Source organism: Clostridium sp. J1101437_171009_A5, assembly GCF_015547905.1.
Taxonomy (GTDB): domain Bacteria; phylum Bacillota; class Clostridia; order Oscillospirales; family Oscillospiraceae; genus Pseudoflavonifractor_A; species Pseudoflavonifractor_A gallinarum.
Map to the genome: position 1 here is coordinate 25557 of NZ_JADMVY010000011.1, position 18256 is coordinate 43812.

The window sequence follows — 18256 nt, forward strand, 5'->3', positions numbered from 1 at the left end:
AAAATTTTTTGTAAAAACGAAAAAAGGGTGTCTCAAATCATGGGGCTGGTACGTTAATAGGGCAGAGAAGTATACAGGGGGCTGGTGGTCAGATCAAAAGTTGGTATCCTGAAAAGCTGGATACCTCTATAAAAGTGCGAATTTTTTTGATAAATATATAAAATTTTAAATAAAATTCAATAAAAAGTTGACAAATAGAAAAAGAAGATTATAATGAGCAATAGGGAGAATATCCTAAATTTTCAAGAAAGAGGCGATTCCAATGAAGATAATAAAACGCGTGTGCGCTCTGGCCCTGGCGCTGATGATGTTGTGTTCAGCGGGGGCGCTGGCGGCGGAAGAACGATGGGACAGCCGGGCAGAGGTATCTCCTTCCCTGACACGCAGCGGAAGTACACTGACCTGTGAGCTCCATGTCGTTGCAATGAGTCCATCGGATAAAATTTCCGCCAACATCTCTTTGGCGAAGCAGCGTGCTAACGGCGGCTGGGAGGTACTGGACTACTGGACCGGAGAAGAGGCCACTGGGAAACTCTATTTTGAGGAGACCTATACAAGCACCGAAGTGACCGGCGGCACCTACCGGCTGAGCTATACCGTCACCGTCACCAGTTCCAAGGGGAGCGACGTGATTGAAGGGGAGAAAGAATCAAGCCTATAAACATCAGAATGGAATGGAGAAGGAGTATTTATTATGAAAAAGGCAAAAAAGTATCTGGGCATTCTTTGTGGGGCTGCCATTATGTGTTCCATCTTAGTACCTTCATGTGCCGTTGCTCAACCCACAAAGGAAACGCCGCGAGAAACGGAAGATAAGATAGGAACTGAAGAGATTCAGCCGAGATGGGAAGAGTGTACAGAATGTACAGATGGGAAAGTATATAAGACAAAGACAGTGTATACGGGTTGGATTCGTGTCCGTACAAACCCTTGCATACACGGCGGTGAGGAGCACGGAGATTTGGATCATAGAGAAGAAAGAAAAAGAATTGAGACCTATCAGTGCGTTAATTGTAAACAGGGTTATGATAAAACCTACACAGAAGCCCGTGTATGGTGCGAATTTTTCAATGACTATGTCAATGCCATAGATTAAAGTGGAGAAACGGGAGAAAGACAAATGAAACAAGCCGCCTGGCACTGCTGGGCGGCGGCTCCCTTTTAAAAGGAGATTTTAACGATGAAAACAGGATGGAAGCGGGCGGCAGCAGGTTTCGGCGCTGCGGCTATGTAAAGAATTCGGCCAGCCAGATGGAGGACCAGGTGGACCAGTTTATCTCCCTGCTGAACCAGAAGCAGATGACCTTTGAAGCAATGTGGGAGAATGTGACCGTCGTCCTGCCTGAGCGGGCCAACAATCTGAACGAGGAGATCGCCTTTGTCCGCAGTGGATGGGAGGCATTATAAGCGGTTGTCCTGTATACGGTTTTGTGTCCGGGTCCCGGGCTCCCGATTTTGGGGGCCGGGACCTTATAAAATGAAAAATAAGTTGACTGCTTTTTGTGGAAAAACTACAATAAACAGGGAGAGAACGTTGGGAATATTCGGCGGTAAGGATGGGGTTTCGTGTTCTACGATATGTTTTCCAGAGCGAAACTGAATGTGGAGCTGAACGAAAAAGAATGTGGAGTCCCGCCGTTCGGCGCGGCGGAAAAGAAGGCCTTGCGTCAGGCGAAACAGGCGGAGGAGGCGTTTCGGCGGTCAAAAGGTTATCCACCCAATACGTTCTGGGGAAAAGTGAAAGCGCTGTTTTTGCGGCGCGGCTAATGGACGCATCCAGGTACGGGGGTGAACCGATATGAAAGGGGCCATGTGGAGTACCCGGCGTGGATGGGTTCTTCTGGCCGTCGGGCTTCTTTTGGCGGGCACGCTGCTGTTTGGGCTGGTGTGCTGGGAACAGGACCATGGGAAGGCGATTTTCTTCGACTCCTCCTATGAGCAGGTCATTCCCCTGACCTGGGAGACAGGAGAGCTGACCGGAAGAGAGATCATTTCCGCCTTTTATGACCATGAGACACGGACCTATGAGGTGCGCCTCCGGCTCCCCGGCCGGGACGGCAATGTCTACTGGCCTTTTGGTGCAGAGGAACATCCGATTCTGACGGTGGATGACCGACAGGTGGAGGATTATTTGACCGTCCCCCATACGACCATCTGGGGAAAGGACGTGTATCTTCTCTTCTCCGACGTGGAGTTGGCCCCGGAGGCGGTCATCACGTTGGGAGAGGCCCGCTGCGCCCTCCGCCCGGCGCAGGAAGAATGAAGCATAGAAAACGAGCCGCCCGGCATTGCCGGGCGGCTCTTCTGTTTATCCATATCTTATTTTCCCAGACGCTCCGCAATGACACGGGCCACCTTGACGCCGGAGGCGCCGGCCTGGGCCAGGCCGCGGGTGACACCTGCGCCGTCGCCGATGGCGAAGAAACGGGGCAGCGCGGTCTCCAGCTCGCCGGAGAGGGCCAGGCGGGAGGAGTAGAATTTGACCTCCGCGCCGTAGAGGAGAGTGTCGTAGTTGGCGGTACCGGGGGCGATCTTGTCCAGCTGGTAGATCATCTCAATGATGTCGTCCAGCTGCCGCTTGGGCAGGGCCAGGCTCAGGTCGCCGGGAACGGCGGCGGTGAGGGTGGGCCGGACAAAGGACTTGCTCAGGCGGTGCTCGTTGGTACGGATGCCCGCCACCAGGTCGCCGAAGCGCTGCACCAGCACGCCGCCGGCCAGCATGTTGGACAGGGAGGCGATGTGCTTGCCGTAGCGGTAGGGCTCGTTAAAGGGCTGGGTGAAGCGGTTGGAGACCAGCAGGGCGAAGTTGGTGTTCTCGCTGCGCAGCTTGGGATCGGAGTAGGAGTGGCCGTTGACCGTGTTGATGCCCTCCACGTTCTCGGCCACCACATGGCCATAGGGGTTCATGCAGAAGGTGCGCACCTGGTCGCCGTACTGCTTGGTGCGGTAGACCAGCTTGGACTCATACACCACGTCGGTGATGTGCTCAAAGACCTTGGCGGGGAGCTCCACCCGCACGCCGATGTCCACCTGGTTGTTGATGAGCTCGATCCCCAGGCCCTTGCACTGGTTGGCGAACCACTCCGCGCCGGAACGGCCGGGGGCGGCGATGAGCCAGGTGCAGTCCACCTCGTCTCCCTTGTCGGTGATGAGGCGGTAGCCCTCTTCCCCGCGGTTCTCGATGGTGGTGACGGCGGTGTGGAAGCGGTACTCCACGTGCTCCTTCACGGTCTCATAGATGCTCTGGAGGATTTTTAGGTTGTTCTCGGTGCCCAGGTGCTTGCAGCGGGCCTGGAGGAGATGGAGGTCATGCTCCAGGGCGCGCTTCTCCAGCGCACGGGCCTCGGGAGTGGTGGTAGAAAAGACCTCGGTGGTGGCGCCGTGCTGGACGTTGATGGTATCCACATAGTCGATGAGGTCCATGACCTCTTTCCCGTCCATAAAGTCGGTGAGCCAGCCGCCAAAAGCGGTGGTAAAGTTATACTTGCCGTCGGAGAAGGCGCCCGCACCGCCAAAACCGCACATGGTATCGCAGATCTTGCAGTGAATGCACTCCTTCACTTTGCCCGCCACGATGGGGCAGCTGCGGGTGTAGATATCGGCGCCCTGATCCAGGGTGACCACCTTGAGCGCGGGGTGGCGGCGCATCAGCTCGTACCCGGCGAAGATTCCGGCCTCGCCGCAGCCGATGATGGCTACATCGTATCTTGTGTTCATGTGCGTTCGTTCCCTTTTCTCAAATTTCCGGAGAGCTGTACATACTCTTCCAATTTGCTATTATAACAAAAAATGAGAGAAATGACAAGAGGAAACCAGAGGCCTGTATGAACTATGCTGTGGCCTCGGTGGTGAGCTCAATACCGGTGTAATACCAGGTCAGGATCTCCTCATAGGTCTTCCCCTCCTTGGCCATGGCATTGGCCCCGTACTGGCTCATGCCCACGCCGTGGCCGTAGCCGGTGACCGAGAAGGTGATGGTATCCGCCGTTGTGGAGATGGTAAAGCTGGTGGAACGCAGTGCGAAGAGGGTGCGCATCTCATTTCCCGAGGTGGAGACTCCGCCCACGGAGATGGATTCCACCCCTCCGGCGGAGTTGAGCTGGGGCGCGCCGAACCAGGAGGACGGGTCCCCCTCCAGCACGGCGTCCGGATGAGCGGCGAGAAAGTTCGTCTTGAAGTCGGCGGCACTGACCTCCACGGTGGAGTGGTAATTGGGCACCTCCTCCCCCTCGGGGGACTCCACACTGGTGAGATAGGGGACGGAATTGCCCCAGACCTCCACGGCGTCCACGGTTTTTCCGGCGGCCGAGGAGAAGAAGACCGCGTCAATGAGCTGTCCATTGTACTTGGCCACCACGCCGTCCGTTCCGGCCACGGCGGCGCGGATCTTGGCGGTGTAGACGTCGGCGTTTTCGCCCCAGTTGGAGGCGGCCTGTTCGGGCTCGATATAGGCCTGACAGCAGGTATGGTCGGTACACACGTCGGCATCCGGATGGGCCTGGGAGGGGTGTTCCATCTTCCGCATAGCGTAAGTACGGGCCGCAACAGCCTGGGCCTTGAGGGCCTCCAGCTCAAAGGAGGCGGGCATCTCAGCGGCCACCACATTCCAGAGATAATCTCCCATGGACATGGTGCTCACCGTCCCGTCGGAGAGCTGGACCTGGATCTGCGTCCCGGTGTCCAGCTCCCCGGAGGGGACGGGGGATACCGCCGTGTGGTCCAGGGGAAGAGAGCCGTCCTCCTCTTGAGACTGGAGCGGGTCCCCCCGGAGCAGCAGAAGGGGAAGCAGGAAAAAGAGCAGGAGCAATATGAGGGCTGTGGCCGCCACTTGTTTCATAGGTAGACCTCCGTCGCAGTTAGGTAGTGTGGAAATGCGTTGACTGTCTTACTTTAGTGTGATAAAATAAACAAACATACTTGCGCAAAGGAGCATAGAACCATGGAGGGAAAAAAGGACAATGGCATGGACTTTGTTACCAGTCTATGCGAGGAATACCGGGCCCATAACTACATTGACCCGTCCTACTATGAGCGCTGGGGGGTCAAGCGGGGCCTGCGCAATGCCGACGGCACCGGCGTTCTGGCGGGCGTGACCCAGATCGGCAATGTTCTGGGCTACTATGTGCAGGATGGTGAGCGCTATCCCATGGACGGCAAGCTCATCTACCGGGGCATCAATGTGGAGGAGCTCATCGACGGCTTTATGCGGGAGGGCCGCTTCGGGTTTGAGGAGACGGCCTATCTTCTCCTGTTCGGGGCGCTGCCTGACCGGACGCGGCTGGAGGAGTTCAAGCAGGCTCTGAGCGACAATCATACCCTGCCCAAAATGTTTACCGAGGACATGATCCTCAAGGCGCCCAGCCCCGATGTGATGAATAAGCTGGCCCGCTCGGTGCTGGCCCTCTATTCCTACGACGACAATCCCGACGATCTCTCCCTGGCCAATCAGCTGCGGCAGGCCATCCAGCTCATCGCCCGGGTACCGGTCATCGTGGCCCACGCCTTTGCCGTGAAGCGGCACTACTACAATGACGAGAGCCTCTATCTCCACCGGCCCCAGCCCGGGCTGAGTGTGGCGGAGAACTTCCTCTACTCGGTGCGCCATGACAACCGCTTTACCGAGCAGGAGGCCCGCCTGCTGGACCTGTGCATGGTCCTCCACGCTGAGCACGGCGGCGGCAACAACTCGGCCTTTGCCTGCCGGGTACTCTCCTCCTCCGGGACCGACATGTACTCGGCGGTGGCGGCGGCGGTAGGCTCCCTGAAGGGCCCCCGCCACGGCGGCGCCAACAAGAAGGTCATGGAGATGTTCCGGTATATCGAGTCCGATGTGAAAGACTGGAAGGACGACGAGGAGGTTAAGGATTACCTGGGAAAGATCCTGCGCAAAGAGACGGGAGACCGCTCCGGCCTCATTTACGGGATGGGACACGCCATCTACACCCTGTCCGATCCCCGCGCCGTGCTCCTCAAGAAATTTGCCCGGGAGCTGGCCGAGACCAAGGGTATGCTGGATGAGTTCCAGCTCTTCGAGGCGGTGGAGCGCCTGACCCCGTCGGTGCTGGCCGATGTGAAGGGGGACAAAAAAGTGGTATGCGCCAACATCGACCTCTACTCCGGCTTTGTCTATAAGATGATGGGCATCCCGGAAGAGCTCTACACGCCCCTCTTTGCGATGGCACGTGTGGTAGGCTGGTGTGCCCACCGGCTGGAAGAGGTGGGCGGCAGCGCCAACCGGATCATCCGTCCCGCCTACAAGGCGGTGGCTCCTCTGCGCCCCTTTGTCCCGCTGGACCAGCGGTAATTTGGGCTGCAAAACACTTCGGATACACTGCGGCGGGCCATTCGGCCCGCCGCTTTTCTGCCGTTATGCCTGGGTGGAAGGGGCATCGTAGAGGGGGAGTGTGATCACAAAGCTGGTAAAGCGGCCGTTGGACTCGGCCCGGATAGTCCCGCCGTGACGCTCCACGATCTCCTTGGCGATGGCCAGACCCAGCCCCGCGCCCCCCGTCCGGGTGGAGCGGGCGGCGTCCAGCCGGTAAAATTTCTGGAAAATATTTGCCAGCTCCCCCTCCGGGATCTCCAGCCCCTCGTTGGAGATGTGGATCTCCACCTGTTGGCCGTCCCGCAGGGCAGAGATGCGGACCTCCCCGCCGGGGGTGCTGTAATTGACCGCGTTGCGCAGGACGTTGTCAAAAACCCGGACAAGCTTGTCCGGATCACCGAGCACCACAAGGTGGTGCTCGATCTCCGTTGTGCACCGGAGTTCTTTCTCCGCGAAAATGGGGTAAAATTCATCGGCGATCTGCTCCAGGAGCATGGTGAGCTGAATGGGGACCATGGAGTCGGGGTCGGCCCCCAGATCCATGCGGGTGATGTCAAAGAATTCCCCCAGCAGCTCCTCCAGCCGCTGGGCCTTTTCCAGGGCGATACCGGTGAATTTGCTCCGCTGCTCCGGGGTCAGATGGGGATCGTCGTGGAGCAGGGTGAGGTAGCCCACCACGGAGGTAAGGGGAGTCTTGAGATCGTGGGCCAGAAAGGAGATCAGATCCTGCCGGCGCTGTTCCACCGCTTTGGCACAGGCCTCCCGGGCCTGAAGCTGCTGCCGGATGGCGTTGAGGTCCTTCTCCAGGGGAGCGAGCTCCTTGGGAAGGGAGACCTCCTGGTCGGAGAGGTCGGCGATCCGGGCCGTGGCGGAGCGGATCTGGTCCAGCCAGCGGGTAAAGCGTCCCATGGCCAGATAAAAAGCCACAAGCATCAATAAAAACAGGAAGAGCATGACCCACTCCCGCTTATGATTGCGGATGTACAGCTGATATGCGTCCAGAGATGCGGCGGTGCTCTGCCCAAACAGGTGGGTGGCGATCCAGACAAAGAGCTGGGCAAAGGGGTCCTGGAGAAAGCCGTCGATCAGCACATCCTCCAGAAAGAGCCCTACGGCGCTGGCCACAGCGGCGCCCGCCACCACCACCAGCAGCATACGAAGTTTCAGACGGGTATAGCGCTGTTCTGACATGGGAGACCTCCTATTTCAACATGCGCCTGAGTAACAGCCTTTATTATAAAACGGGGAGGGGAAACTGGCAAGGGAGAGCCCACCCGGAGTCCTTCCACAAAAAAGTGCGCTACCCCGTGCTTTTTGTGGGAGAATATGATATACTTATAAACTCGAGGATATTTCCATAGACATAGGCTGGAATGCTTCGGAAAGGAGCCTGACATGCAGAAAAAAATCGTATATCCTGCGCTGGCGGTCCTTCTGGGCGGCGTGGGCTTTGCGCTGCGCCGCTGGGAGCTGGCCACCGCCTTTGAGGAGACAGGGCTTGTGACGCCCGGTATGCCGTCCACACTGGCCCTGATCGCCCTTTCGGCCATAGTAGGGATCCTGTGTGCACTGCTGGGATGGAGCCGGCGTAACGTCGATTATGGGGATTATGACACGGCCTTTGCCGCCAAGGACTGTTCGCTCTTTATGGGGGCGGTGGTCCTCTCGGCTTTCTTCCTGCTGGGGGCGGCGGCACTGAAACTGACGGGAATCCCCACGGCCTACCGTGAGGCAGCCGCTCTGGCCGCCCAGGGCAGCGGAGGAAATCCGGCGCTGACCATGCTGCTGCCCATTCTGATGGCGGCGCTGAGCGCGGCGGCGGGGATCTGTGTCCTGGTGACCGGACGCAACGCTTACCGGGGGGAGCCCACGGGGAAATACAGCTCCCTGGTGCTCATGCCCGCTTATCTGTGCTGTGTGTGGCTCATCGCGGCCTATCAGAACCGGGCTGCCGACCCGGTGATCCAGGACTATATCTATGAGCTGCTGGCCATCATCTGCGTCCTGCTGTCGGTATATTATCTCTCCAGTTTTGCCTTTGAGACTTCCAAGGCTGGCCGGGCCCTGTGCTTTTCCCTGCTGGCTGTCTATTTTTCCATGACCACGCTGGCCGACGCCCATGACTGGGCCACGATGGCGCTGTATGGATTCGGCATTCTCTACCCCTTGACCATGTCTGCCGTCCTCCTCTCCAAGACGGGAAAACCCCGGGAGAAGAAGGGTGCGGGTGATACAGAAGAAACGGAGGAGACCCCCAATGAAGGATAAGAACACATTTTATATCACGACCCCGATCTACTATCCGTCGGACAAGCTTCACATCGGCCACACCTACTGCACCGTGGCCACCGATGCCATGGCCCGCTATAAGCGCCTCCAGGGCTACGATGTGATGTTCCTCACCGGAACCGATGAGCACGGCCAGAAGATCGAGGACAAGGCCAAGGAGGCCGGTGTCTCCCCCAAGGAATTCGTGGACAACATCGTGGAGGGGCCCCGCGGCGTACTGGACCTGTGGAAGCTGATGAACATCTCCAACGACCGCTTCATCCGCACCACCGACGGCTATCACGAGCAGGCCGTGCAGAAGATCTTCAAAAAGCTCTATGAGCAGGGGGACATTTATAAGGGCAAGTATGAGGGCAAGTACTGCAAGCCCTGCGAGTCCTTCTGGACCGAGACCCAGCTGGTGGACGGCAAGTGCCCCGACTGCGGCCGCGAGGTGGTGGACGCCCAGGAGGAGGCCTATTTCTTCCGCCTGTCCAAGTATGCCGACCGCATTCTGGACCTGCTGGAGAACACGGACTTCCTGGAGCCCCGCAGCCGTGTCAATGAGATGGTGAACAACTTCATCAAGCCTGGTCTGGAGGACCTGTGCGTCTCCCGCACCTCCTTCTCCTGGGGCGTGCCGGTGGACTTCGATCCGGGCCATGTGGTCTATGTGTGGATCGACGCTCTCTCCAACTACATCACCGCCCTGGGCTTTGACAACGACGCCCACCAGGACTATGAGAAGTACTGGCCCGCCGACGTCCACTTTGTGGGCAAGGAGATCGTCCGCTTCCACTCCATCATCTGGCCCGCCATCCTCATGGCGCTGGGTGAGCCCCTGCCCAAGAAGGTCTACGGCCACGGCTGGCTCCTGCTGGACGGCGGCAAGATGAGCAAGTCCAAGGGCAATGTGGTGGACCCTTACCTGCTGGCCGAGCGCTACGGAGTGGACGCCCTGCGCTTCTTCCTGCTGCGGACCTTCCCCTTCGGCACCGACGGCAACTTCTCCAACGAGTCCCTCATCAACACCATCAATGTGGACCTGGCCAACGACCTGGGCAACCTCCTCAGCCGCACCGTGTCCATGGTGGGCAAGTACTTTGAGAATGGTCAGCTCCCCGAGGAGCAGACCGGCGACGCCCTGGACGACGAGATCGTCTCCATGGCCTCCACGCTGCGGGACCGGTACGAGCAGGCCATGGAGCGCTATGCCTTCCAGGATGCCCTGGCTGAGGTCTTCAAGCTCATCGCCCGGGCCAACAAGTATATTGACGAGACCGCGCCCTGGGTGCTGGCCAAGGACGAGGCCAACCGGCCCCGCCTGGCCCGGGTCATGTATAACCTGCTGGAGTGCCTGCGCATTTCCGGTGTGCTCCTCAGCCCCTTCATGCCCGACTCCTGCACCAAGCTCTTTGGGCAGATCGGCGCCTGCGCCGAATGCACCACCTGGGAGAGTGCCGGCAAGTGGGGCTCCCTCCCCGCAAATGTGCGGGTGGAGCGGGGCGAGAACCTCTTCCCCCGCATCGACATCCAGAAGGAGCTGGCCGAGCTGGAGAAGGCCGCGGAGGAGGCCAAGCGTGCCGCGCTGCCCCCGCTGGAGACTGAGCCCCTGCTGGAGGAGACGGTGGACTTTGACAGCTTCTGCAAGAACGACCTGCGGGTGGTCAAGGTAAAGGACTGCCAGGCGGTGAAGAAGAGCAACAAGCTCCTCAAGTTCACGCTGGACGACGGCACCGGCACCGACCGGCAGATCCTCTCCGGCATCGCCATGTGGTACAAGCCCGAGGAGCTCATCGGGAAGACCCTGGCCGCCATCGTGAATCTGCCGCCCCGCAAGATGATGGGCCAGGAGAGTCAGGGTATGCTGCTCTCCGCCGTCCACACCGAGCGCGGTGAGGAGCGCCTGAACCTCATCATGCTGGACGACAAGATCCCCGCCGGCGCCAAGCTGTGCTGAGCGAGACGACCATATCACAAGAAAACCCCCGCCCCGGAAATCCCGGGGCGGGGGTTTTGTATCGCTGCGAACCGTGCGGAAGGTTATCTGCCGCGCATGGTCAGGATCTCGTCCAGCAGGGCGTGGGCCACCTGGTCCTTGGAGAGCAGGGGCAGGGCCTTCTCTCCCTCCTGCGAGAGCAGGGTGACCCGGTTGGTGGAGCCGCCGAATCCGGCCCCCTCCTCCTTGAGGTTGTTGGCCACGATCAGATCCAGGTGCTTCTTGATCAGCTTTTTGCGGGAGTTTTCCACCATGTCCCGGGTCTCCATGGAAAAGCCGCAGAGGAACTGACCGGGGGCCTTGTGCTCTCCCAGCCAGCCCAGGATGTCCTGGGTGCGCTCCAGCGCCAGGTTGAGATCGCTGCCGTCCGCCGACTTTTTGATCTTGTCCCCGGACACGACCGCAGGGCGGTAGTCGGCCACGGCGGCGGCCTTGATGATGATGTCCTGAGTGCCGGCGCGGAGGGTGACCGCCTCAAACATCTCCTGGGCGGAGGTGATATCCACCGTCTCCACATAGGCCGGGGGCTTCAGCGCGGTGGGGCCGGAGACCAGCGTGACCTGGGCGCCCCGGGCGGCGGCGGCCCGGGCAATGGCATAGCCCATGGTACCGGTGGAGTGATTGGTGAGGTAGCGCACCGGGTCCAGACTCTCCCGGGTGGGGCCGGCGGTGACCAGCAGACGCACACCCTCCATATCTCTGGGGTGGACCAGCGCGTGGAGGACACTCTCCAGCAGGTCCTCTGGCTCGGGCATCTTCCCAAGGCCCACCGCGCCGCAGGCCAGACGGCCGGCGGCGGGGGTGAGGACCTCCCAGCCGTAGCGGCGCAGAGTCTCCAGATTGTCCTGCGTCACCGGGTTTTCATACATCCGGGTGTTCATGGCCGGAGCGGCAATCTTGGGACAGTCGCAGGCCAGCACGGTGGTGGTGAGCATGTCGTCGGCAATGCCGTGGGCCAGCTTGGCCAGCACATTGGCGGTGGCGGGAGCGATGAGGACCAGGTCGGCCTGGTCAGCCAGAGCCACATGCTCCACCTGATAGGTGTGGTTGCGGTCAAAGGTGTCGGTGACGGTGCGGTTGCCCGTCAGATGCTCAAAGGTCAGCGGGCCAATGAACTCCGTGGCGTTCTTCGTCATGATGACATGTACGTTGCAGTGCTGCTTGACCAGGGCGGAGGCCAGGGCCGCGGCCTTATAGCAGGCGATGCCGCCCGTGACGCCCAGCAGCACGGTTTTTCCTTTCAGCATGGGGATTCCTCGATTCTGCCCGGGAGGGCCATTCTTCCCGGATAGTATAGCAAATGCCGGGCAAAGTGTAAACGGTCTGGTATAAATTTGGGCAGATTCCTTGCATTTTGCCTCTGGATTGGCTATAATGGGAACCGCCTTGGGCCAAAACGATCCGCTGTACCCGACATGGGACGGCAGGAGAGAACAGAGGAGCCCCGGGCACAACAAAATTTGCGCTGTATCTCCCCAGGAGGAGAACGGCAGCAGGAGGTTTTACAATTGAATGTACGTATGCAAGCAGCTCCCAACCGCACGGCCCGCAGTGCAGCGGTGAGGGACATGGTGGTACTCGCCCTGTTTACCGCCATCGTCCTGCTCATGGCCGCAACCCCCATCGGGCTCATCGACCTGCCTCTCATCAAGGCCACCATTCTCCATGTCCCGGTCATCATCGGGGCCATTGTACTGGGGCCCCGGCAGGGCGCCTTCCTGGGCGCCGTGTTTGGCCTGACCAGCCTGGTGAAGAATACCATGGTGCCCGGCGTGCTGTCCTTTGCGTTTTCGCCCCTCATTCCGGTGCCCGGTACCCAGCACGGAAGCGTGTGGGCCCTTTTTATCTCCATGGTGCCCCGGATGCTCATCGGGCCGGTGGCCTGGGGCGTCTATACCCTGCTGCATAAGCTGCTGGGCCGCAAGGCGGGGGCGCGCACCGTGGAGGCGGCGGTGGCCGCGGTAGCGGGCGCCTTTACCAATACCATCCTGGTCATGGGTACCATCGGTCTGGTGTTCCGTCAGGCCTATGCCACGGCCTACAATCTGCCGGTCAATGAAGTGATCGGCGTCATCATGGGCGTGGTGGCCGTCAACGGTGTGCCTGAGGCGGTGGCTGCCGCCGTACTGGTGCCCGCCGTGGCGCTGCCCCTGCAGAAGGCCCTGAAGCGGGATACGATGTAAGAGAGAAGGAGAACGGGATACATGATCTTGGCACTGGATGTGGGCAATACCAATACGGTGGTCGGCGGCTTTGAAGGAAGCACCCTCCGCTTTAGTCTGCGGATGCAGAGCGACCGAAACAAGACGGTGGACGAATACGTCCTCCTGCTCCGGGGACTGCTGGCGGAGAAAGAGGTGGATCTCTCCGGCGTGGAGGGCGGAATCATCTCCAGCGTGGTGCCGGAGCTCCGCTATGTGCTGGGCAAGGCCATGGAACGCCTGACCGGCAAGACCTTCCTGGTGGTGAGCAACCGTCTGGACCTGGGCGGCATCCAGATCAAGATGGACATTCCCGGGCAGGTGGGTGCCGATCTGCTGGTGGATGCGGCGGCCGCCCTCTCCCTCTATCAGCCCCCGCTGGTCATCTTTGATATGGGAACGGCCACCACCATGTCGGTGCTGGACCGGGAGGGCAGCTACATCGGCGGTGTGATCATTCCCGGGCTGCGCCTCTCGATGGACGCACTCTCCGGGCGGGCCGCACAGCTCCCCTTCATCAATCTGGAGGAGCCGCCCGAGCACCTCATCGGCAAAAACACCGTGGACTGCATGAAGGCAGGCGCCATTTACTCCAACGCCGCCATGCTGGACGGACTGGTGGACCGGGTGGAGGAAGAGCTGGGCGAGAAGGTGACCGTGGTGGCCACCGGCGGCCTGATGGGCGTGGTGCTCCCCTTCTGCAAGCATGGGATCCACTATGACGAGAACCTGCTCCTGATCGGTCTTTTGAAGCTCTACGAGCGCAACTCCTGACGATACGAAAAAGTCCGGCGCCGCATATGCGGCGCCGGACTTTTTTATTCCTGTGGAGTCTATCTTACAGAGTAGGCTCGGGCGGGAGCTCCTCCGGTGCGTCAGAAACTCCATTTCGGGAGAGCAGGGTGCGGTAGCTCAGCTCGATTCCCAGCGCGCCCAGAGGGGCGGTGACCAGGATGGCGATGACCGCCACGGTGAGCACGATTTCCCCGCAGCCCAGACCCATGGCCAGCGGTACGCCTCCAATGGCGGCCTGGACCGTGGCCTTGGGCAGGTAGGAGAGAATGCAGAAGAGCTTCTCACGGGGCGAGAAGCCGGACCCCAGCAGGCACACACAGACCCCCACCGCCCGGAAGCAAAGGGCGCCCAGAACGGTGATCACCGCCATAGCGCCGGCCGCGGCAGCATAGCGGACGTCCACCTCGGCGCCTACCAGGACGAACAGGATGACCTCGGCTCCCACCCAGAGGGTGGAAAAAGCGCCCGAGAGGGCCTTGGCGCACGCCTTGGAACGGCGCTGGAGGCCGATGCCGGTCCCCATGACGGCCAGAAGGCCGGAGAAGGGGATGAGCCCTTCCAGTCGGTTTTCGCCCTCTACCAGCAGGAAGGCCAGGGAGAGCAGGAGCAGCACCTGCACCGGCAGACGCAGGGTGGGGCGGTCCAGCCAGCGGGCAAGCCCCGTGCCAAGCCCCAGTCCGGCGGCCAGCCCCAACACGATGGAGACCGGCACGGAGAGGAGCGCGACGGGGGAGAAGCTGCCGCCCTGTGCCATGCCGGTAAAGGCGGTGAAGAGCACGATGACGAAGACATCATCCACCGAAGCGCCGGCCAGAATCAGCTGGGGGATGCTCTTTTCTGCGCCCCAGCCCTCGTCCATCAGGCGGATCATCCGGGGAACGATGACCGCCGGGGATACGGCGGCCACCACCGCGCCCATGATGGCGGCGTCCAGCGTGGAGATGCCCAGCAGCCGGGGAGCCAGCAGCACTATGCCGAAGATCTCAAAGCAGGCAGGGACAAAGCACATGAGAAGGGCGGGACGGCCCACCCGTTTCAGATCGGCCAGATCCAGGGAGAGGCCCGCCCGGGTGAGAATGATGATGAGGGCCAGCTGCCGCAGATCGGCAGAAATGGAGAGCATAGAGGAGGAGAGCAGGTTCAGCTGGGAGGGCCCCAGCAGGATGCCCACCAGGAGCATGCCCAGCAGACCGGGCAGGTGGAGCTTCTGGGCCACGGCCGAGCCGAAGAACCCCAGAAGCAGGATGAGCGCGAGACTTGTCAGCATGAGAATACCGTCCTTTCCAGAATTTGGAGCGCAAAAAAGGCTGATGCCTCCTGCGCTTGGCAGAAGTCATCAGCCGTAATGGCGGTTTTACCCGACGGGCGGGCCAGGGAGAACTTCATTCCCTCGGTGTGTCAGTATACTCCCGAACGGGGCGGCTGTCAAGCCCTCCAGCCGTAGAGACACAGCCCCGGCTTGATATGGGGAAAGTGGAGGATTTCCTCCAGGGTGAAGCCGCATTTCTCAGCCAGACGGCGGGAGGCGGTGTTTTCTTCCACAATGAATCCCGCCAGTGTGGAAAATCCCAGCTCCACCGCCTGCGCCTGGAGGGCGCGCACGGCGGCCGCGCCGTATCCCTGTCCCCAGGCGTCCCGGGCCAGGAAGAGGGAGACCGAGCGGCGGGTGTCCTCATGGTCCCCCAGTTTGAGGGCGGCCACCCCCGCGGAGCGGCCGCTCACAGCATCCACAATGCGCCAGGCCAGGTTGCCCCCCGTGGTGTAGGACTGGGCCAGCTCGTCCCCCTGGGCGGGATCGGTGAGGGGAGAGAAGCGCATGTACCGGGCCACCTGGGGATCGGAGCCCAGCTCATAGAAGTAGGGCCCGTCGGCCGGGGTGAGGGGCTCCAGACGGATGGCAGGACTCATCTCCGGCCCTCCCCGCTTCCACTCCGGCACAGACGGCGGAAAGCGGCCGGCTCTTTGGCGGAGAAGGTGCGCTCCTCGCCGGTGCGGGGGTCCACCAGGGTGAGTTCATGGGCGTGGAGGCACAGACGGCCCAGCGGGCGGCTCTGGGCCCCATACTGCCGGTCTCCGGCGATGGGATGGCCCAGGTCGGACATGTGGACGCGGATCTGGTTCTTGCGGCCGGTCTCCAGGTCTACCTCCAAAAGGGCATAGCCGCCCCCGGAGCAGAGGACCCGGTAGCGGGTGATGGCCTCCTTGGCGTCCCGCCCCGGCGCGCCGGAGTAGACCAGATGGGTGCGGGTCTCCCGCAGGAAGGAGCGGATGCGTCCCTCGGACTCGTCGGGCACCCCCTCCACCAGGGCACGGTAGCCCCGGCGGCGGACCCGGCCCTCCCAGTCCTCCTGGAAGGCCAGCTTGGTCTCCTCGTTTTTGGCAAAGAGCACCACGCCGGAGGTGTCCCGGTCCAGGCGGTGGACGATAAAGACCCGGCCGTTCTTCTCCTTTTCCCGCATGTAGTCGGTGAGGATGTGGTAGGCGGTGCGGATCTTTTCCTTCTCGTTGGCGATGGTGAGGAGTCCGGCGGGCTTGTCAATGACGATGATGTCCTTGTCCTCATAGAGCACCGGGAAGGGGAGGGCGGGAACCTCCTCCCGGGCCTGCTTGGGGGCGAGACTCACCCGGTCGCCGGGAGCCAGAGGGTGGTCAAAGCGGGTGAATACCTTTCCGTTCACCCGGAACTGTCCGGAGGAGAGCATGGATTTGATGTTGTTGCGGGACTTGCCCTTCACATGGGAGAGCAGGAAGGGGAGCAGGACGCCGTCCTCCTCCACGGTCCAGGTCAGGGGCGCGGATTGTTTTGGTTCTCTCACAGCTGAGTCTCCTTTTCATAATCTTCCCGCTGGTAGACGCGGGTGTAGACCTGGACGCCCCAGGCCTGTCCGTTGCGGATGTGGAAGCGGCAGCGGCCCACTACCTGACCCTCCTCATCCAGCTGCTGGAACCAGGTGCCGCCGCACCAGAGCAGCCGGCGCTTGGTTCCATCCTGGTCCACCGAGAGTGCTCCGTCCTGGTAGGAGACCGTCCAGTGGACCGGCACTCCCTCATGGCAGACATAGTGCCCGGTGAGGAGCTCCGGCTGGGAGAAGGTCCCGCCGGCGGGGTGGAGCCAGCGGTGGTCGGCCTCCAGCGGCCGGTCGGTCACCGCGTTGTAGAGGGCCCACAGGAGGTCGGTCACATCCACCTCACCCTGGTTGCACAGCACCGCAAAGCCATAGTTCTCCCCTTGCAGGTAGCCGCCCTCGGAGGAGACCCCGTGGAGGCCGCCTGAGTGCTCGCAGTACACATGCCCGTCCAGAAGGCGCTTGTTGAGGCCCAGGCAGTAGAAGGCCTTCTCCTGGGTGGGGAAGGCCGGTCCGGCCAGCTTCTCCACCGCCCCGGCGGGGAGGCACTGCACCCCGTCCAACACGCCGCCGTTGGAGAGGCACTGATAATACCGGGCCATGTCGTGGGCAGTGGAGCGGACGCAGGCGCTCCCCCGGAAGGGAGGCAGGGCGGACCACACCTCATCCCAGTAGAGCTGGCCATCGTCATCCAGGTCAAAGAGGGCGGAGATGTTTCCCTTGGCCAGGACCTTGGCCTCCTCGCCCGCGATGTCCATCACCGAGCGCTCCATGCCCAGGGGGCGGAAGACCCGCTCCTGCAAAAACTGCTCCAGCGGGATGCCGGCGGCCTGGTCCACCACATAGGAGAGGATGGCATAGCCCTCGTTGGAGTAGCTCATGATCTCACCCGGCGCGCCCAGGGTGGGGTAGCGGCCCTGGGCGATGTAGTCGATGACCTCCTGGATGGTAGACATGGCATTGGGGGCCGAGGCCTGGAGGGTGCGGGCCCACTTGCTGTCGCGGCCGGGGGTATTCATGGCAATGGACCACTCCAGCGGCTCCATGGGCGGGATGCCGGAGGTGTGCATGGCCAGGTGCCGGAGGGTCACCTCATCCCGGGCGTTGCCGGGCACCTGGAAGGTGGGAAAATAGCGGACCACCGGGTCCTCCAGAGAGAGCTTCCCCTCCTCCTCCAGCATGGCCAGGGCCAGGGCAGTCATGGATTTGCTCATGGAGGCCACGCCGAAGATGGTGTCGCCGTCCACGGGGAGGAGACCCGCTCCGTCCCGGTGGCCGTAACCCTTGGAGAAGAGTACGCCCTCCGGTCCGCGGATACAGACCGCCACACCGGGGAGCTTGCGCTCAGCAATTTTTTCTTCCAGAAAACGGTCCAATGCCTCTGTGTTCCACTTCATGTCAGTCAGGCCCCTTTCCTCGGCGGATAAAAGAAAATGTCCCAGAACCGTGTGGTCCTGGGACATTCATGGTGGAGACTACTGGACTCGAACCAGTGACCTCCTGCGTGTGAAGCAGGCGCTCTAACCAGCTGAGCTAAGCCTCCAATTGGCGGGAGCGATTCCTCTCCCGTCGTGGTGACGCGTACGGGAATCGAACCCGTGTTACCGCCGTGAAAGGGCGGTGTCTTAACCGCTTGACCAACGCGCCAAGCGAAGGTCTGAAACAGACCTGTGGTAGCGGTACCTGGATTCGAACCGGGGACACTGCGGGTATGAACCGCATGCTCTAGCCAACTGAGCTATACCGCCTTTTCAGCAGCCCCTCGAAACAGGGCAGGACTTAGTATAGACGAAAACCTTCCATTTGTCAACTGGTTTTTTCA

At 61.1% G+C, this 18256-nt stretch carries 18 protein-coding genes, 3 tRNA genes and 1 riboswitch; of the genes, 10 read left to right on the forward strand and 11 right to left on the reverse strand.

Annotation, left to right across the window (positions count from 1 at the left end; genetic code table 11):
• The first annotated feature begins 262 nt into the window (after positions 1–262).
• From I2C21_RS13730 to I2C21_RS13750, 5 genes are all read left to right on the forward strand, one after another.
• On the forward strand, positions 263–661 hold the full coding sequence (locus tag I2C21_RS13730) for a hypothetical protein (RefSeq protein ID WP_193535935.1): 399 nt from the start codon (positions 263–265) through the stop codon (positions 659–661).
• Between the two features lie 33 nt (positions 662–694).
• Positions 695–1096, forward strand: coding sequence for a hypothetical protein (locus tag I2C21_RS13735; protein WP_186963092.1), 402 nt, complete (start codon positions 695–697; stop codon positions 1094–1096).
• Between the two features lie 95 nt (positions 1097–1191).
• On the forward strand, positions 1192–1407 hold the full coding sequence (locus tag I2C21_RS13740; RefSeq protein WP_193535937.1) for a hypothetical protein: 216 nt from the start codon (positions 1192–1194) through the stop codon (positions 1405–1407).
• A gap of 159 nt (positions 1408–1566) precedes the next feature.
• Positions 1567–1767, forward strand: a complete 201-nt coding sequence (locus I2C21_RS13745) for a hypothetical protein (protein WP_193535940.1) — start codon at positions 1567–1569, stop codon at positions 1765–1767.
• Positions 1768–1798: 31 nt separating this feature from the next.
• The gene (locus I2C21_RS13750; protein ID WP_193535942.1) at positions 1799–2263 is read left to right on the forward strand and encodes a hypothetical protein; all 465 of its coding nucleotides are present in this window, start codon (positions 1799–1801) and stop codon (positions 2261–2263) included.
• Positions 2264–2319: 56 nt separating this feature from the next.
• On the opposite strand, the gene I2C21_RS13755 is transcribed toward I2C21_RS13750, so the two are convergent.
• Together I2C21_RS13755 and spoIID are read right to left on the reverse strand one after the other, a co-directional pair.
• A complete protein-coding gene (locus tag I2C21_RS13755) occupies positions 2320–3717 on the reverse strand; it encodes an NAD(P)/FAD-dependent oxidoreductase (RefSeq protein ID WP_101692299.1) in 1398 nt (465 codons plus the stop codon).
• A 112-nt stretch (positions 3718–3829) separates the two neighbouring features.
• A complete protein-coding gene (gene spoIID / locus I2C21_RS13760; protein ID WP_193535944.1) occupies positions 3830–4837 on the reverse strand; it encodes a stage II sporulation protein D in 1008 nt (335 codons plus the stop codon).
• Between the two features lie 102 nt (positions 4838–4939).
• On the opposite strand from spoIID, the gene I2C21_RS13765 reads away from it, so the two are divergent.
• Positions 4940–6304: a citrate/2-methylcitrate synthase gene (locus tag I2C21_RS13765; protein WP_186963086.1), complete on the forward strand. Its 1365-nt coding sequence runs from the start codon at positions 4940–4942 to the stop codon at positions 6302–6304.
• Between the two features lie 63 nt (positions 6305–6367).
• On the opposite strand, the gene I2C21_RS13770 is transcribed toward I2C21_RS13765, so the two are convergent.
• Complete coding sequence (locus I2C21_RS13770) at positions 6368–7516, reverse strand: sensor histidine kinase (protein WP_286167306.1); 1149 nt, start codon at positions 7514–7516, stop codon at positions 6368–6370.
• A 204-nt stretch (positions 7517–7720) separates the two neighbouring features.
• On the opposite strand from I2C21_RS13770, the gene I2C21_RS13775 reads away from it, so the two are divergent.
• Both I2C21_RS13775 and metG read left to right on the forward strand, forming a co-directional pair.
• Positions 7721–8593: a hypothetical protein gene (locus tag I2C21_RS13775; protein WP_186963085.1), complete on the forward strand. Its 873-nt coding sequence runs from the start codon at positions 7721–7723 to the stop codon at positions 8591–8593.
• Entirely contained in the window at positions 8583–10553 is a 1971-nt protein-coding gene (gene metG / locus I2C21_RS13780) for a methionine--tRNA ligase (RefSeq protein ID WP_101692295.1), read from the forward strand. Before I2C21_RS13775 ends, metG begins: the two co-directional genes overlap by 11 nt.
• Positions 10554–10636: 83 nt before the next feature.
• Here metG and coaBC read toward each other — a convergent pair whose 3' ends face one another.
• Positions 10637–11839 (reverse strand): bifunctional phosphopantothenoylcysteine decarboxylase/phosphopantothenate--cysteine ligase CoaBC, encoded by a 1203-nt coding sequence (gene coaBC, locus I2C21_RS13785; RefSeq protein ID WP_195279515.1) that lies wholly within the window; start codon positions 11837–11839, stop codon positions 10637–10639.
• 261 nt (positions 11840–12100) lie between these two features.
• Here coaBC and I2C21_RS13790 point away from each other — a divergent pair, with 261 nt between their 5' ends.
• Together I2C21_RS13790 and I2C21_RS13795 are read left to right on the forward strand one after the other, a co-directional pair.
• On the forward strand, positions 12101–12775 hold the full coding sequence (locus I2C21_RS13790; RefSeq protein WP_235964123.1) for an ECF transporter S component: 675 nt from the start codon (positions 12101–12103) through the stop codon (positions 12773–12775).
• Between the two features lie 21 nt (positions 12776–12796).
• On the forward strand, positions 12797–13567 hold the full coding sequence (locus I2C21_RS13795; RefSeq protein WP_193535950.1) for a type III pantothenate kinase: 771 nt from the start codon (positions 12797–12799) through the stop codon (positions 13565–13567).
• 64 nt (positions 13568–13631) lie between these two features.
• Here the strand turns inward: I2C21_RS13795 and I2C21_RS13800 are convergent, their stop codons facing one another.
• From I2C21_RS13800 to I2C21_RS13830, 7 genes are all read right to left on the reverse strand, one after another.
• The gene (locus I2C21_RS13800) at positions 13632–14855 is read right to left on the reverse strand and encodes a cation:proton antiporter domain-containing protein (RefSeq protein WP_195279516.1); all 1224 of its coding nucleotides are present in this window, start codon (positions 14853–14855) and stop codon (positions 13632–13634) included.
• Between the two features lie 53 nt (positions 14856–14908).
• A riboswitch (Fluoride riboswitch) is annotated at positions 14909–14987 on the reverse strand.
• Between the two features lie 26 nt (positions 14988–15013).
• Positions 15014–15496 carry a GNAT family N-acetyltransferase gene (locus I2C21_RS13805; RefSeq protein ID WP_180956804.1) on the reverse strand — a complete coding sequence of 161 codons (483 nt, stop codon included), beginning with the start codon at positions 15494–15496 and terminating at the stop codon, positions 15014–15016.
• Positions 15493–16404 carry an RluA family pseudouridine synthase gene (locus I2C21_RS13810; protein WP_353654818.1) on the reverse strand — a complete coding sequence of 304 codons (912 nt, stop codon included), beginning with the start codon at positions 16402–16404 and terminating at the stop codon, positions 15493–15495. Before I2C21_RS13810 ends, I2C21_RS13805 begins: the two co-directional genes overlap by 4 nt.
• Positions 16401–17831: a serine hydrolase domain-containing protein gene (locus I2C21_RS13815; RefSeq protein ID WP_195279517.1), complete on the reverse strand. Its 1431-nt coding sequence runs from the start codon at positions 17829–17831 to the stop codon at positions 16401–16403. The genes I2C21_RS13810 and I2C21_RS13815 overlap by 4 nt, the downstream gene beginning before the upstream one ends.
• 69 nt (positions 17832–17900) lie before the next feature.
• A tRNA-Val gene (locus tag I2C21_RS13820) sits at positions 17901–17977 on the reverse strand.
• 29 nt (positions 17978–18006) lie between these two features.
• Positions 18007–18081 (reverse strand) — tRNA-Glu (locus I2C21_RS13825).
• A gap of 24 nt (positions 18082–18105) precedes the next feature.
• Positions 18106–18182: transfer RNA gene (locus I2C21_RS13830), tRNA-Met, on the reverse strand.
• Between the last annotated feature and the right edge of the window lie 74 nt (positions 18183–18256).

What these genes read in the sequence shown, in the direction of transcription:
- coaBC (WP_195279515.1), bottom strand. Translation starts at nt 11,839, where the DNA reads ATGCTGAAAGGAAAAACCGTGCTGCTGGGCGTCACGGGCGGCATCGCC.
- I2C21_RS13740 (WP_193535937.1), top strand. Translation starts at nt 1,192, where the DNA reads ATGGAAGCGGGCGGCAGCAGGTTTCGGCGCTGCGGCTATGTAAAGAAT.
- I2C21_RS13730 (WP_193535935.1), top strand. Translation starts at nt 263, where the DNA reads ATGAAGATAATAAAACGCGTGTGCGCTCTGGCCCTGGCGCTGATGATG.
- I2C21_RS13795 (WP_193535950.1), top strand. Translation starts at nt 12,797, where the DNA reads ATGATCTTGGCACTGGATGTGGGCAATACCAATACGGTGGTCGGCGGC.
- I2C21_RS13770 (WP_286167306.1), bottom strand. Translation starts at nt 7,516, where the DNA reads ATGTCAGAACAGCGCTATACCCGTCTGAAACTTCGTATGCTGCTGGTG.
- I2C21_RS13800 (WP_195279516.1), bottom strand. Translation starts at nt 14,855, where the DNA reads ATGCTGACAAGTCTCGCGCTCATCCTGCTTCTGGGGTTCTTCGGCTCG.
- I2C21_RS13755 (WP_101692299.1), bottom strand. Translation starts at nt 3,717, where the DNA reads ATGAACACAAGATACGATGTAGCCATCATCGGCTGCGGCGAGGCCGGA.
- I2C21_RS13775 (WP_186963085.1), top strand. Translation starts at nt 7,721, where the DNA reads ATGCAGAAAAAAATCGTATATCCTGCGCTGGCGGTCCTTCTGGGCGGC.
- metG (WP_101692295.1), top strand. Translation starts at nt 8,583, where the DNA reads ATGAAGGATAAGAACACATTTTATATCACGACCCCGATCTACTATCCG.
- I2C21_RS13765 (WP_186963086.1), top strand. Translation starts at nt 4,940, where the DNA reads ATGGAGGGAAAAAAGGACAATGGCATGGACTTTGTTACCAGTCTATGC.
- I2C21_RS13805 (WP_180956804.1), bottom strand. Translation starts at nt 15,496, where the DNA reads ATGAGTCCTGCCATCCGTCTGGAGCCCCTCACCCCGGCCGACGGGCCC.
- I2C21_RS13815 (WP_195279517.1), bottom strand. Translation starts at nt 17,831, where the DNA reads ATGAAGTGGAACACAGAGGCATTGGACCGTTTTCTGGAAGAAAAAATT.
- I2C21_RS13750 (WP_193535942.1), top strand. Translation starts at nt 1,799, where the DNA reads ATGAAAGGGGCCATGTGGAGTACCCGGCGTGGATGGGTTCTTCTGGCC.
- I2C21_RS13735 (WP_186963092.1), top strand. Translation starts at nt 695, where the DNA reads ATGAAAAAGGCAAAAAAGTATCTGGGCATTCTTTGTGGGGCTGCCATT.
- spoIID (WP_193535944.1), bottom strand. Translation starts at nt 4,837, where the DNA reads ATGAAACAAGTGGCGGCCACAGCCCTCATATTGCTCCTGCTCTTTTTC.